Here is a 14538-nt window from a genome sequence, read left to right as displayed (position 1 = left end):
TTAATCAAGAACGAACCCTTATCTTACGGGTATGACCGACCGTTTACTTCAGCAACTCAACACCATCGCTTCGCTCACCGAAACCGAAGAGCAGGCGTTTGTTGCCATTACCACAACCAGGCGACTTCGAAAAAAAGAATGGCTGATGCGGCAGGGAGACATTTGCCGCATGGTCACGTTCATTTACTCAGGTTCGTTACGCCTGTTTCATACCGTCGATGGTGAAGAAAAAACGATCCAGTTTTTCTTCGAGAACGCCCTGTACACCGACTACCTAAGCTTTTTGACGGGCCAGCCCACCCTGGAGAACGTGCAGGCACTGGAAGACTGCGCGCTTGTTCAATTCAGCCGAACCGACCTGGAGCAACTCTACCAGCAGCATCCGGTTTTTGAACGAATAGGCCGTATTTCAGCCGAAAGGGCCTTTCTTAGCCTGAGCGCCCGCAATACACTGCTGACGAATCAATCGCCGGAGGTCCGCTACCAGCAATTGATTCGGGCCCGCCCTGACCTGTTTCAGCGGGTACCTCAGTACCATATCGCCTCGTTCCTAGGCATAAAACCAGAAAGCCTGAGCCGAATACGAAAGCGCATGGCAACCCGGTGATTTCTTAACCGAAATCAATCATTCGGGGCAGCGGCGAAGCTCACCTTTGTGCTATCACTAAACAGCATAAAGTCGTGAAAAAGACCATCTTAATTGTTGCCACCTGCTGGTTCATGTTTAGCATGCTGCCAGGCTTTGCGCAGACCATGTCGCCCAAATGGGGTATCGAAACCGAACTGGTTCAACCCTTTCTGCCCAACGTTGGCATTATTCGGTTACAGGCTACACGCACCATTACCAGCCTCACCGGCACCAACCGGGGCGACCTTCTGGTTGGGGTTTACATCCGCCCTAATGTGAGGCATGATATTGTCGAAAAAATAAATGAGTACATGCTCATGGTGGGGTATCGTCAGTTTGTGTGGCGGGGGCTGCACCTGGAAGGAAAAACCAATATCGGGTTTTCGGAAGGTACCAAAAACCGCTTCGACGGTAAGGACTACAACCACCTTTCCTGGTTTTGGGAAGCCAACGCGGGCTACCTGTTCTCGCTGGCGGGCAAGGGCCGCTCAGGCTTGTATCTGCTGCCGCAGGCTGGCGTTATCAGCAGCATCTCGTCGAATATTGGACCACGGGGCGGCGAATCCGACACGTTTCCGCAGGCTAGTCTGATTGTAGGTTTCCAATTCTAACTACCAGCCAGCACCATGAAAACCAAGCTGATTACACTCACGATCTGCACTCTGGCCGCTGTAACTACTGCCATTGCCCAGCCTTCGATGCAACCTGACCTGCTCTACAGCAACCGGTTTAGCCTGCTATTTGGCCTTCAGCAGCCGCTTGTACTGGGGGGCGGTAATGTGGAAGTCAACTATTTCACGAAGCGCATGAGCTTCGATTATTCGCACGGCTTTTCGCTCGATTTGCCGGTGGCGGGGGCCTTCAAAGACAACCGGCTGGCGCTGCATCTGCCCTATACCACCGGCTTTGGCATAGGCTACCGGTTCACCTCCTTTTTCGACGTTCGCTTCGAACCAAAACTGCATAGTTGGGAAGTCTACGCCGACAACGCCGAGCAGTCACTGGCCAACCGGGTCGCGGCCTTCCGAACAATCACACTGGGTATTGGTGCCTACTACCGGTATATGCCTTTCAAAAACAGCACATCGCCGGTTTTGCAGGGGATCACTACCAGCAGCAGTATCCGGTGGTGGCAGAATGTGAGCAGTAGCCAGGCTAACGACACATTCAGCTATACGAATAAAGCAACGGGCAGGACCGAACAGCTAGACGTACCCAACATTGGCATTGCCAACACCCCCCTGATTGTCAACATTGCCGTCGGCTACACGTTTGGCGGTAAGTAACAGTCAGTGCCTCGTCTCTACAGCCCATCGTTGCGCTCCCGTTCTTCGGCCAGCCAGACGGGGAACTCGGTGAGCATGGAAACGACCAGATCAGCCACCTGCCGAGGCGACGCACTGGTAGGCAGAAAACGACCCAGCAGGGTCTGGTGAATGGGGTTGTCGTGGGCCAGCAGAATGTCTTCGGCATAATGAGCCAGCTTGTCGGGGGGGAGCAGGTTTATGAAGCCAGCTGCCAGGGCCGTGGGCAGCAACATACCTGAACCGTGTACACCAATAACTAGTTGACTACGAGCATATTGTGCACACCAAGCGCGTTCTTGTTCGGGCGAAATCGGGGTCGTTTTGCGGTGATCCTCAACGGCATAACCCAGGTCGATAGGGTACTGATCACTACCTGTAATGCCCACCGCCACCAGGCTGACGAAGGGCAGTTGCTGATGAATATAGTGGGCCAATTTCCGGTATCGTACCGCCTGCCAGCGCGCCCAGAATCGACGCGTTTTTTCGCCCAAACCGAGCCTGATCAGGCTCTTGTGCAGCAGCCGTTCCCAGCCGTGCCGCAGCCACAGCCGGTCTTCGCGCAACACAAACGTCAGCTTTGGGATCGACTCGGTTAACGACGTGTCGAACTGGCGCAGGTCGAATTTTTGAGTGCGTGTGAAGTCGGCAAAACGGGTGGTGCGGTGATCGAAGTGAATGCGGGCCTGACTCAGCCAAACAGTTGAAAACCGGGCAAGTAGCTGCGTTTTCACGAAGGCATCGAAGCCTGCAACCGGCGTTTCCAGCGCGGAAAGGGGTAAATCGATCACCCACGTTTCGGCTACGTAATCGGGCACAAGCCAGGCAATTGCCCGGGGCACAACCACAATAATAGGCAGGTCGGGATGCTGTTCATGATGCCGCTGGGCATTGAAGAGCATCATCAGCGCATGACCGTAGCAGGGGTCAAGGCACAGGAGTAGAACGGGACCAGGGTTAACAGCCAAGGGGTTAGCCAGCGCACCAGACCGAGAAGGCAGTGCATAGCCGTTGACGCTGCCAGCATCAGCCCTGATCATGTTTCGCTTTACCAGATCCACCAGCCACCGACCGCGTTCAGCCACAGTAACATGCTGTTTATCAGCTGATATGGCAACTGGAAATCGGTTAAACTGACCCGTTGGTAGCGTTTGACAATAGGCCGTATCACACGCCGCACAAGTGGTTTCGACCAGCGTAACCGTACCCCCAAACCGGATTTCACCCGACAAGTTGTTGGCCCTGCAAGCGGGGCAACTTGTCGGGAAAGTCAGGTTTGGAGACAGCCCAATCATGCCCTATTCCACCGTCAGCACCAGCTTGCCCAGTTGCTGACCCGCGTTCATACGGTCATAAGCGGCTTGCCCCTCGGCCAGTGGCCGGACCGAATCAATGACCGGCACCAGTTGATGAGTTGACACGAACTGAAGCATGGCCGCGAACTCGGCATCGCTACCCATGGTGCTACCGAAAATGGACAGGTGCTTGAAGAAAACCACCGACGGTTGCACGTCGGTAATCTTGCCAGTGGTGCCGCCGAAAAACGCAATCCGACCACCCGGCGCAGCCACCTGCGTCAGCCGGGCAAAATCAGGCCCGGCGGCACTGTCAATGATGACATCGAAATAGCCCGCTTTGGCCAGGGCCGCGTTACCCTGCGTGGCTTTTGAAAGCAGCGTCTTGTGCCAGTCGGGTTCTTTGTAGCTGACGCCTCCTTTGGCACCGAGTGCCATTGCTTTGTCCAGCTTTTCGGGTGACCCCGACGTGACCCAAACCTCGGCCCCGGCCGCCACCGCAAACTGCAAGGCGAACAAGGCTACGCCGCCTCCTACCCCTGTAATCAACACACGATCAGGCGTTTGGGATGTAGTCGACAAGGCTGCCCGCGTTATCAACGCCCGCCAGGCCGTTAGGCCAGCCAGGGGCACAGCGGCAGCCTGTTCAAACGACAGGTGCGCAGGCTTTGGGTAAACATTCGTGACTGGAATAACCACTTTTTCGGCAAACGTACCGTTGTCGGGCATACCCAGAATCTTGAACTGTGGGGTATAGTAGGCTGGATTTGGTCCCCAGTTCAGGGCCGGGTTGATGACTACTTCGCGCCCGATCCAGGCCGGATCGACACCCTCACCCACCGCCGATACAACCCCAGCCCCGTCTGAGCCGGGAATGACGGGCAAGGCAATGCCGGGGTATAGCCCCTGCTGAACAAACACGTCGCGGTGGTTGAGCGCCGCCGCTTTAATGGCAACGACCACCTCACCCGCGCTGGGTGTCAGATCTGGTACATCAACCAGCGCTAACGGCTGGTGCAGGGCAGTGAGTTGAAGGGCTTTCATGGAAAAAATTGTTTGTATCTGGGAGCATAACTCTCGGCAGGTGCTGCTACTACTCTTTGAGTAGCCGAGGGCTATGCCCCCGGCAGGTGATGTCACCCCGTTGGGGTGATGCTTTCGCAGACAAACAACTACGTGCCTACTAACCCCAACGGGGTGGCATCACTTGCCGGGGGCATAGCCCTCGGTTACTCAAAGAGTAGTAGCAGCACCTGCCGGGGGCATAGCCCTCGGACAGGTAAAAACCTATTTTTTATAATTATCAATTGCCCCCCGGACGTTGCCAAAGCGGGCTAGCAGGTCCTGTGCTTCGGTTTCCGACACGCCCGTTTCGTCCATAACCATGCGGGCCGCGCGCTGTTGCAGTTTGATGTTCGAGAGTTGCATATCGACCATTTTGTTGCCCCGCACCCGGCCCAGCTGAATCATCACCGTGGTCGATAACATATTGAGGGCCAGCTTCTGCGCCGTACCCGCCTTCATGCGCGTGCTACCCGTTACGAACTCCGGTCCTGTCACCACTTCCACCGGAAATTGGGCCGCTGCTGCTACCGCTGAGCCAGGGTTGCAGACAATACAGCCCGTGAGGCAACCCGCCGCCCGCGCCTGTTGCAGCCCGCCAATGACGTAGGGAGTCCGGCCCGACGCGGCAATACCCACCACGGTGTCAATGGGTTCTATCTTGTAGGCACCAAGGTCTTTCCAGGCCTGATTGGGGTCATCTTCGGCAAATTCCACGGCCTTCCGAATGGCCCCGTCACCCCCGGCAATGATGCCCACCACCAGGTCATGTGGCACGCCATACGTGGGCGGGCACTCCGAGGCATCGACCACGCCAAGCCGACCACTGGTACCCGCGCCAATGTAAAATAACCGACCGCCCTCGCGCATCCGGGCCGTTACCTGCGTGGCAAGGGCCTCCAACTGCGGAATAGCCCTTTCTACGGCCAGCGGCACGGTTTTGTCTTCTTTATTGATGTTCACCAGCAGGTCGTGGACCGACATCTGCTCCAGATGGTCGTAATGGGAAGTGGTTTCGGTAATCATAAGCGCTACGTTGCAGTGAGCAAAGCTACGAAGGAGATGGCGCTGTGTTAGTATTCTGTTTTGTTATGATGGGCAGCTACCACAGCTCAACACAATCGCTAAACAGGCAGTTATCGGGGCATGATGCTCTCCCCAACTTACTTCCGTCGGTATGACGAGACCGATGACGGCGATTTTTACCAGTCGCCCCGGCTGGTGGTGCATATTGATGAACCCGCCATTGCGGCGACTACGGCCCTTTTTCGTGAAAAACTGCCCCAAAACGGCGCTATTCTGGATTTGATGAGTAGCTGGCGGTCGCACCTGCCCAAAGGCGGGACCGCAACCGACGTAATGTATAGCCGGGTAGCAGGTCTGGGCATGAATGAGGTCGAGTTGCAGCAGAACCCGCAGCTTACCGACTACGTGGTGCAGAACCTCAACCAGAATCCCACTTTGCCCTACGCCGATGCCGAATTTGACGGCTGTATAATCACCGTTTCGGTGCAATATCTAACCAATCCTGTGGTCGTTTTCCGAGAGGTAGCGCGGGTGCTCAAACCAGGGGCGCCGTTTATTACGGTCTTTTCTAACCGAATGTTTCCTACTAAAGCCGTAGCGGTCTGGCAGTCACTGGATGATGCCGGCCACGCAAAACTGGTGGAAACGTACTACCGCGAAACAGGACTGTTTACGGATATCCACACCGAAGATCGCAGCCCTAACCCGCGCTGGTCGGATCCCCTTTTTGCCACGATTGGGACTAGAAATGGCACTTTGGCGTGAATGCGAAGGTATTTTGAAAAACTACGCCACTATTTTTCAGACAGCAAACTAAAACACAGGCAGGGTCGTTTATCCTATATCAATCGCAAAAAAAGCCCCGACCAGATTTGGCCGGGGCTTTTTCGTTGGAATAGAGGCGAGAGGTAAGAAGCAAGAGACAAGATAAAAGATGGTTGCTCATCAGCTAATCTATTTTATCTCTTAAACCTTACTTCTTCGTCGAAGCCATCACGCGCCACACGGTACCTTTCACCGAATCGGTGATGTAGAGCGAACCATCGGGGCCTTGCGCCAGACCCATTGGGCGGTGCAGGGCGTCGCCGGGGCTAGCCAGGTCTAGCTTACCGGCATTGCTGTTTTGGCCGGGCTTACCCTGCTCTGGTACTCCCGCAAAGTTCTCGGCAAAGACCTCATAATTACCCGACGGACGACCGTCTTTTCCAAACGGAATGAAGGCCACAAAATAGCCACCCTGTTTCAGCGGAGCGCGGTTCCAGGAGCCGTGGAAACACACAAACGCACCGTTTTTGTAGCGGGCCGGGAATTGGTTACCAGTATAGAAAAGCAAATCGTTGGGTGCCCAGTGGCCCGGAAACGCCATAATGGGCTTCTCTTTACCGGCGCACTGATCTTCTTTTTTACCATCACCGCCATATTCGGGGGCCAGCAGTTTCTTTTTCTGGTAATGGTCATTGTAGCAGTAGGGCCAGCCAAAATCAGCCCCTTCCTTCACCATCAAAAACTCTTCAGACGGCAGTTCGGCGCTGACCTCGTCGGTGAAAGCACCACCCCAGTTGTTGAGGTTGTCGCGGCCATGTTGCAGGGCATAGAGCGTGTTGGAAGCCGTGTTCCAGTCGAGGGCCACGGCGTTGCGGATACCCGTGGCGTAGCGCTTGCCATCACTTTGGCGCTGGTTTGGCTTATTGGCGTCGAACACCCAGATACCGGCGTAGTTTTCCAATAGCGGACAGGGTGTTTGTCCCTTCGAGCCGGGCTGGCGGTCTTTTTCCTGACACGCATTCGAGGGCGCACCAAAGTTTACAAACAGCCGCCCGTCGGGCGAGACGGTCAATGATTTGCTGGCGTGCTGGCGTTGCAGGGTCAGGCCCACCACAATAGGTTCGGGCGTGGTCTCGGCCAAAACCTTGCCGTTGGTGAGCTTGTAACGATACACCGACGTGTCGGATGAGGCGTAGAGATAACCGTTCACGACGGCAGCACCAGTGCCTGCGTAGTTACCGAACATGACGGTCTGGTCGGCGCGGCCATCGCCGTTGGTATCCATCAGTTCAACGGTACCGTTGCCGTCTTTGAGCTTTTCCAGGCGGACAAAGACGGTACCCGTAACGGGGTCTACAGCCGCGTGGCGGGCTTTTCCAAGGTTATCGGCGAAGACAAGCGCCGAAAAGCCGGGCGTTAGTTTCAGGCCACCATTGTTGGGGTCAGGTACGATGACCGGGCGGGAGGTGGGGGCCTTTTTACCTGGCTTACCGGGGGCGGGGGCAGCCCCGGCGGTCAGATTCAGGGCTGCCAGCGAAAGGAGCAGAAGAGCAGTTTTCATCAGAAGAATGTTGGCTTGTTAACAGAGCAATAACCATTCGTTGAACCAGGAAGTTAACCCGTACACACAAAAGTCAAAGGGAATTGCGCCTGAAATCTTGCCAATCCTGTCCAGAAAAACCAGCAACATTATGACCCCACAAACCAATCCCGAAAAATCTGCCGACATCGACAGCAATACGCTGGGCGGCACCACCAGCACCGGCGCAGGCCCCGACGGTACCGAAACTGCTTCTGAACCCGAAACAGTAGGGTTGGATTTAGACGAAGTCGGGGAAGTGGCTAAAGACATTGACGAGCGAAACGAGGCGAAGTAGTTACCACTATTTTCCACGTTAGCACAGAGAAAAACACAGGTTACTGCTTTTAGCTCAATAGCTTGCTGACTAAAACAGAACCTATGCATTTTCATAAATACCGGTCATTGGCACTGGCTGCTGCGCTGATGGCCTTTACCTCCCCGCTGCTGGCCCAAAACGACCTTCCGCGTATTGATTTGGCCACACTGACCGCCTCTAACTGGCAGCAGTCAGGCGGGATTGCCAGTGTCGACAAGGCCACGATCAAGTCTAAATCAGGAACGGGCGTGCTCATTTCGGGCAATAGTCCGCTGACCCTTACGTCGCAACCCGGCGATTTCATGCTTCAGTTCGACTGGCTGACCACGGCGGGCGGCACGGTCATGCTTACGCTTCCCAACGGCTACGCCATCGATCTGACCAAAAACCACGCGGCGAAAGCGGCCGGTCTCTGGCAAACAGCGGCATTAACCTATCAGGCTGGTGCGCAGAAAAAACCAGCCTCACTGGTAAAGTACGTACTGAACGGCATTACCATCAACGAAGGCCAAACGCTGCCAATGCCCTCAGGAACAGGGCAGGCCGTGCAACTGATGGCCAAAAATGGCTCCGTAGCCATTAGAAACGTGGGTGTGCGTGCGCTGGCAAACCGGAACGTAGCGAGTTGGGCGGGGCCGCTGACCTACAAGCTGTATAAAGAGGCCATTGAAACCCGCGAAGGCCTGGCCAGCAAGACACCCATCAAGACAGATACGGTGAGTCGCCTGAGCTATGATGTGGCCTATGGGCAATCAGGCAATTTCACCCTGACCTTCGACGGGAAACTGAACGTACCTACCACCGGTGATTACCAGTTCGACATGCACATGGGTGGTTTTGGGGGCCTATGGATTGACGGCAAACAACTGGTAGCCATGGACCGCCGCTACCTGGGTACGCCCGAAACGAGCACGATACCCCTAACCGCCGGCACGCACGATGTGCAGGTGATGTTTTCGCGGTCATGGCCCCGGCCCGGTCTGGGCTTATATGTAAGTCAGGCTGGTACCCGGCCACAGGCTCTACAGGCCGACGGGTCATTACCAGAATTTGCGCCCGTAGGTCAGGTGCTGATCGAACCCGACGCCAAACCCACGTTGATCCGGTCGTTTATTCACATGCCCGGCGAGATCACCAAGCGCACACATGCCCTGTCGGTGGGAAGCCGGACAGGCATGCATTATTCAGTCGATTTAGATCAGATGGCCCTTCTGATGGCCTGGAAGGGTGATTTTGCCGATGCCACTGAGCTGTGGTATGAGCGGGGCGAACCACAACTACTGAAACCAAACGGCACTACCATCTATCCGGCTCCGCGTACTGCGCTGGCCGTTTTGCCGAACGCCACCGCCGCCTGGCCCGACAGCGTGGGTGACAATGTGTTACAGTACAAAGGCATCAGTCTCGACAAAGACGGCTCACCATCCATTGACTACAGCATGAACGGCACCACCATCCGCGATCAGATACGGCCAACGGACACGGCCCTGTCGCGGACGTTGACGCTGGGCGGAGCAGCCCCAACGGGCCAGCTCTATTGCCGACTGGCGGCGGGTAAGTCATTGGAAGAAGTAAGCAAAGGATTGTATGCCGTTGATGACCGCAGCTATTTTGTCCGGTTTGACTCTAAAGCGTCGGTTTCGGTGCGGCAAAGCGGCGGCAAACAGGAGTTGATTATGCCCGTTTCTATGAACGGCGGCAAGGCCACGGTACAGTATTCGATTGAATTTTGAGATGGACGCAGAACCATTGAGCTGGCCCGATTTCCTGAAAGTCGACATGCGCGTGGGGACGGTACTGGCTGCTGAGCCTTTTCCGCAGGCCCGCAAACCCGCCTACAAACTCACCATCGACTTTGGCCCTGAGCTTGGTACGAAACGGACCTCGGCGCAGGTTACTACCTTATACACCCCCGAAACGCTGGTAGGTCAGCAGGTGGTGGCCGTGGTTAATTTTCCGCCAAAGCAGATCGGCCCGTTTATGAGCGAATGCCTTGTACTGGGCAGTGTCGATGCCGCCGGAACCGTTACGCTTTTAACCCCCAACCGCCCCGCCGACAACGGGTTACGGATTGGGTAGATAACAACATAAAACAATGAAAAACAACCGATTAGTATTCATAGCGGCCGCATTCGCTCTTTCACTCTTTACGTCTTTCGCTATGGCGCAGCGGCCCGCCAGTGAAGAAGATTATTACCGGATGGTGACGGTGCCCATTCCCGAAAACGTGATGCTGGAGGTGGGGGGCATGACCTCGCTACCCGACGGGCGGCTGGCCGTGAGTACGCGCCGGGGCGACGTTTGGCTTGTTAGCAACGCATACATGCAGGGGAGCCGCCAGCCCACGTTCAAGCGATTCGCCACGGGCCTCCACGAGCCACTGGGGTTGCTTTACCGCACCGCCGGACCCTACAAAGGCGAGATTTTTGCCACCCAGCGCGGCGAAGTAACCCGCCTGATCGACACCGACGGCGACGACGTGGCTGATGAGTATCGGTCATTTTATAAGTGGCCCCTGTCTGGCAACTACCACCAGTACAGCTACGGCCCCGTAACCCTGCCCGACGGCGATATGGTGATCACGCTCAACCTCGACTGGATCGGCAAGGGTGCCAGCCAATCGAAGTGGCGGGGGTGGATGCTGAAGCTGAACGACAAGGGTGAGATGACCCCCTGGGCCACGGGCCTGCGCTCACCGGCGGGCTTCGGCGTACTGCGCGACGGTAGTATTTTCTACGGCGAAAATCAGGGCGACTGGGTTGGGTCGGGCCGGGTGACGCACCTCGAAAAAGGCGATTTCGCGGGTAACCCGGCAGGTCTCCGCTGGTCGGGTGAAGAAGGATCGCCGCTGACACTGAAGCCAGAAGACGTACCCAGCACCGGTAAACCCATGTTTGAGGTAGCCAAAACGGTCAAGAACCTGAAAGTACCCGCCGTTTGGTTTCCCCACACGCTCATGGGCATTTCCACGTCCGACATTCGCGAAGACACCACCGCCGGCGCGTTCGGGCCGTTTGCGGGGCAACTGTTTGTGGGCGATCAGGGCCATAGCAAAGTCATGCGCATGAGCCTCGAAAAAGTGGCCGGTAAGTGGCAGGGGGCCTGTTATCCGTTCCGTGAAGGGTTCCAGTCGGGTATTATCCGGATGCTTTGGGGGCAGGATGGGTCCATGTTTGTGGGCATGACGAGCCGGGGTTGGGCCTCAACAGGAAAATCGCCCTACGGGCTGCAACGACTGGTCTGGACGGGTAAAATGCCGTTCGAGATGAAGACCATTACCTCGAAACCCGATGGTTTTCTGGTCACGTTTACCATGCCTGTAGACAAGAAAACAGGTGAAGACCCCGCCAGTTACAGCCTCAACAGCTTCACGTATAAGTATCATAGCACCTATGGCAGCCCCATCGAAGACGCCCGCACGGTGCCCATCCGGGGTATTATTTTGAGTTCCGATGGCCTCAGTGCCCGCATCGTGGCTGATACAAGTTTGCGCGAAGGGTACATCCATGAAGTAAAAGCTGAGGGCGTAAAATCAGCGGCGGGCAATTTATCGCTCCTGCACAACACCGGCTATTACACCCTCAACGCGATTGCAACAGGCGAGAAAGCTAACCTGCCGGCTCGCCAGATGGCCTCGGCCAGCACGGGCATGGCCCATGACCACAGTGCGATGATGGCGACAAGTGGCGGAAAGGAAGTAGCGATGAAGAGTGGAAAGGGTAAAGCGATTGTGCCGGGTAAAAAAGCGGCGGCTTCCATCAGTGCCAAGCGCGTGACGGACATGCCCGCAACCTGGACCAACGGCCCAGACCAGACGATTAGCATTGGCACCAAACCAGGCCTGAAATTCGATACTGAGAAAGTAGAGGTGAAAGCGGGCAGCCGCATCAAATTCGTGTTCAACAACAACGACGACATGTTGCATAACTGCGTGATTGTGAAGCCCGGCACGGCCAACTCCGTTGGCAACGCGGCCATGAAGCTGAACCTGAACGGCGCCAAAATGAATTACATCCCTGCCTCAACCGACGTGTTGTTTCACACCAACATCATGCAGCCCGAATCGGCGGAGAGCATCTATTTCACCGCCCCCACCGAACCCGGCGATTATCAGTTTGTCTGCACTTTCCCCGGCCACTCAGCCCTTATGCAGGGCGTGTTTAAAGTGGTGAAACAGTAAGACGCTTTTACGCAAAAAGGCCCGCTGGATAATCTGGCGGGCCTTTTTCGTTTAGTTTATACCAATGTAATTATTGACATTATAGTCTGCTAAGTTGCTGACGCGTATGGCTACGCATCGGGCCCTTCGACTACGCCGTACCATGTCAACCTGTACATAGCAGCAAATGGGTTTCAACGGGTAAGTGAGTGCAATGAAACCGGGCTGTTACAGCGTTATTTATTCGATTTATCCTAAATGCGCCGTAGCTTTGTCGGCTTTTCCTGTTGGCTGTCCAATAGTGTCAAAGTCAGGTACAAACATTCTGTTTTGCCGCTTGTTAACTTCCCATAGTCAACACTTCACGCAGACATCACCGCCGTCACCATGCTCATTACCCCCGGCAACCTCCTTGCAACCGTCAATACCCCCGACGACCTGCGTAAACTGCCCAAGGAGAGCCTCCCCCAACTTTGCGACGAATTGCGTCAGTATATCATCGACGTGGTATCGGTCTACGGTGGCCATTTTGGTGCCGGGTTGGGCGTAGTTGAACTAACCACTGCCCTTCATTACGTATTCAATACTCCCGACGATCAGTTGATCTGGGACGTAGGCCATCAGGCTTACGGCCATAAAATCCTGACGGGACGACGCGAGAAATTCTACACAAACCGCTTCTACGGCGGCCTGTCGGGCTTTCCGAAGCGGAAAGAAAGCATCTACGATTCCTTTGGCGTAGGCCACTCGTCGACCTCGATTTCGGCAGCGTTGGGAATGGCCGTGGCCTCGCAGTTGCAGGGAAATCCAACCCGTAACCACATCGCTGTCATTGGCGATGGAGCCATGACCGCCGGGTTGGCGTTTGAGGGCATGAATCATGCCGGGGCCACCGATGCCAATATGCTGATCGTGCTCAACGACAATTGCATGAGCATCGACGCCAACGTAGGTGCCCTCCGCGAATACTTGACCGACATCACTACCTCGCCGACCTATAACAAGGTAAAAGATGAGGTCTGGAACCTGCTGGGTAAGTTTAGCACGTTTGGCAAGTCGGCGCAGGAGATTGTTTCGAAAGTGGAGACGGCCGTGAAATCATCGGTGCTGTCGCAGAGCAACCTCTTCGAGTCGCTGAATCTGCGCTACTTCGGTCCTATCGACGGGCACGACGTTGACCGGCTGGTGGAAGTACTGGCCGATTTAAAGACGATTCCAGGTCCCAAAATCCTGCATGTGCTGACGGTGAAAGGCAAGGGTTATGCCCCCGCTGAGAAAGATCAAACAAAGTGGCACGCGCCCGGTCTGTTCGACAAACTCACCGGCGTGATTCAGAAGAAAACCTTCACCACACCCCAACCACCTAAGTATCAGGACGTTTTTGGTCATACGCTGGTTGAACTGGCCGAGCAAAATCCGCGCATTGTGGGGGTTACGCCCGCTATGCCGTCGGGGTCGTCGATGAACATCATGATGAAAGCCATGCCTACGCGCGCGTTCGACGTGGGTATTGCCGAGCAACATGCCGTGACGTTTTCGGCGGGCATGGCTACGCGGGGTGAGGTGGTGTTTTGCAACATCTATTCCACCTTCATGCAGCGGGCTTATGACCAGGTCATCCACGACGTGTGCATTCAGGAACTGCCCGTGATCTTCTGCCTCGACCGGGCCGGTTTTGCCGGTGCCGACGGGCCAACGCACCACGGGGCCTATGATATTGCCTACATGCGGTGCATTCCGAACATGATTGTGGCCGCGCCCATGAACGAGCAGGAACTCCGCAACATGATGTTTACGGCCGCTTCCGAAACGATTCAGAAAGGCAAACAGGCGTTCACGATTCGGTACCCACGGGGCGAAGGTGTGATGCCTAACTGGAAAACACCGCTGGAAGAAATGACCGTTGGCAAAGCCCGGATGGTGCAGGACGGCGAAGGCGTAGCCATCCTAACGCTCGGAGCCATTGGCAATTACGCCGTTACGGCCTCGGCTGCTCTGGCAAAAGAAGGCATTCGCCCTGCCCATGTTGACATGCGGTTTGCCAAACCTCTCGATGAGGCCATGCTCCACCAGGTGTTCCGCCGTTTCGACCGGATTCTGACTGTGGAAGATGGCTGCATCATGGGTGGTTTTGGCTCGGCGGTGCTGGAATTCATGGCCGACCACGGCTATCTGGCTCGTGTTAAGCGCCTGGGCATCCCTGACGCGGTAATTGAACACGGCGAACAGATCGAGTTGCACCGCGAGTGTGGCTTCGATCCCGACGGCATTGCAGAAGCCGTTCGTGAACTGCTCTATGCCGGTGACCGGGTAGCAGTTTAGCGAATTGATATTCTTGTAAAGGCCGCTTTCTCACGAGAAAGCGGCCTTTTGCGTACCACGGATTTCAGTCCGTACTTAT

Annotated in this window: 13 protein-coding genes; 9 read left to right on the top strand and 4 right to left on the bottom strand. The window is 55.7% G+C overall.

Features of this window, described 5'->3' with window-relative positions; translation table 11 throughout:
* The first annotated feature begins 31 nt into the window (after positions 1-31).
* The 3 genes from J2I47_RS11225 (at position 32) to J2I47_RS11215 (ending at position 1914) form a co-directional block, all read left to right on the top strand.
* A complete protein-coding gene (locus tag J2I47_RS11225; protein WP_207364678.1) occupies positions 32-607 on the top strand; it encodes a Crp/Fnr family transcriptional regulator in 576 nt (191 codons plus the stop codon).
* 74 nt (positions 608-681) lie between these two features.
* Positions 682-1239 (top strand): hypothetical protein, encoded by a 558-nt coding sequence (locus J2I47_RS11220; RefSeq protein WP_207364677.1) that lies wholly within the window; start codon positions 682-684, stop codon positions 1237-1239.
* A 15-nt stretch (positions 1240-1254) separates the two neighbouring features.
* On the top strand, positions 1255-1914 hold the full coding sequence (locus J2I47_RS11215) for a hypothetical protein (RefSeq protein WP_207364676.1): 660 nt from the start codon (positions 1255-1257) through the stop codon (positions 1912-1914).
* Between the two features lie 17 nt (positions 1915-1931).
* Here J2I47_RS11215 and J2I47_RS11210 read toward each other — a convergent pair whose 3' ends face one another.
* The 3 genes from J2I47_RS11210 to murQ all read right to left on the bottom strand — a co-directional run bounded on the left by J2I47_RS11210 (position 1932) and on the right by murQ (position 5315).
* Positions 1932-3017, bottom strand: coding sequence for a hypothetical protein (locus tag J2I47_RS11210; RefSeq protein WP_207364675.1), 1086 nt, complete (start codon positions 3015-3017; stop codon positions 1932-1934).
* A 213-nt stretch (positions 3018-3230) separates the two neighbouring features.
* A complete protein-coding gene (locus J2I47_RS11205) occupies positions 3231-4271 on the bottom strand; it encodes a zinc-binding dehydrogenase (protein WP_207364674.1) in 1041 nt (346 codons plus the stop codon).
* 243 nt (positions 4272-4514) lie between these two features.
* Entirely contained in the window at positions 4515-5315 is an 801-nt protein-coding gene (murQ, locus tag J2I47_RS11200) for an N-acetylmuramic acid 6-phosphate etherase (protein WP_207364673.1), read from the bottom strand.
* Between the two features lie 120 nt (positions 5316-5435).
* Here murQ and J2I47_RS11195 point away from each other — a divergent pair, with 120 nt between their 5' ends.
* Complete coding sequence (locus J2I47_RS11195; protein WP_207364672.1) at positions 5436-6080, top strand: class I SAM-dependent methyltransferase; 645 nt, start codon at positions 5436-5438, stop codon at positions 6078-6080.
* A 208-nt stretch (positions 6081-6288) separates the two neighbouring features.
* On the opposite strand, the gene J2I47_RS11190 is transcribed toward J2I47_RS11195, so the two are convergent.
* Positions 6289-7641: a PQQ-dependent sugar dehydrogenase gene (locus J2I47_RS11190; RefSeq protein WP_207364671.1), complete on the bottom strand. Its 1353-nt coding sequence runs from the start codon at positions 7639-7641 to the stop codon at positions 6289-6291.
* Between the two features lie 130 nt (positions 7642-7771).
* Between J2I47_RS11190 and J2I47_RS11185 the strand changes: the two genes are divergently transcribed.
* The 5 genes from J2I47_RS11185 (at position 7772) to dxs (ending at position 14459) form a co-directional block, all read left to right on the top strand.
* Entirely contained in the window at positions 7772-7957 is a 186-nt protein-coding gene (locus J2I47_RS11185; RefSeq protein ID WP_207364670.1) for a hypothetical protein, read from the top strand.
* Between the two features lie 83 nt (positions 7958-8040).
* Complete coding sequence (locus J2I47_RS11180; RefSeq protein ID WP_229374526.1) at positions 8041-9711, top strand: PA14 domain-containing protein; 1671 nt, start codon at positions 8041-8043, stop codon at positions 9709-9711.
* A gap of 1 nt (position 9712) precedes the next feature.
* Positions 9713-10057, top strand: coding sequence for a tRNA-binding protein (locus tag J2I47_RS11175; RefSeq protein ID WP_207364669.1), 345 nt, complete (start codon positions 9713-9715; stop codon positions 10055-10057).
* Between the two features lie 82 nt (positions 10058-10139).
* The gene (locus tag J2I47_RS11170; RefSeq protein WP_229374524.1) at positions 10140-12158 is read left to right on the top strand and encodes a plastocyanin/azurin family copper-binding protein; all 2019 of its coding nucleotides are present in this window, start codon (positions 10140-10142) and stop codon (positions 12156-12158) included.
* Between the two features lie 366 nt (positions 12159-12524).
* Positions 12525-14459: a 1-deoxy-D-xylulose-5-phosphate synthase gene (dxs, locus tag J2I47_RS11165; RefSeq protein WP_207364667.1), complete on the top strand. Its 1935-nt coding sequence runs from the start codon at positions 12525-12527 to the stop codon at positions 14457-14459.
* Positions 14460-14538 lie beyond the last annotated feature (79 nt).

The sequence above is a fragment of the Fibrella rubiginis genome (assembly GCF_017353185.1).
Lineage (GTDB): Bacteria > Bacteroidota > Bacteroidia > Cytophagales > Spirosomataceae > Fibrella > Fibrella rubiginis.
This window is presented reverse-complemented; position numbering and strand designations above follow the sequence as displayed.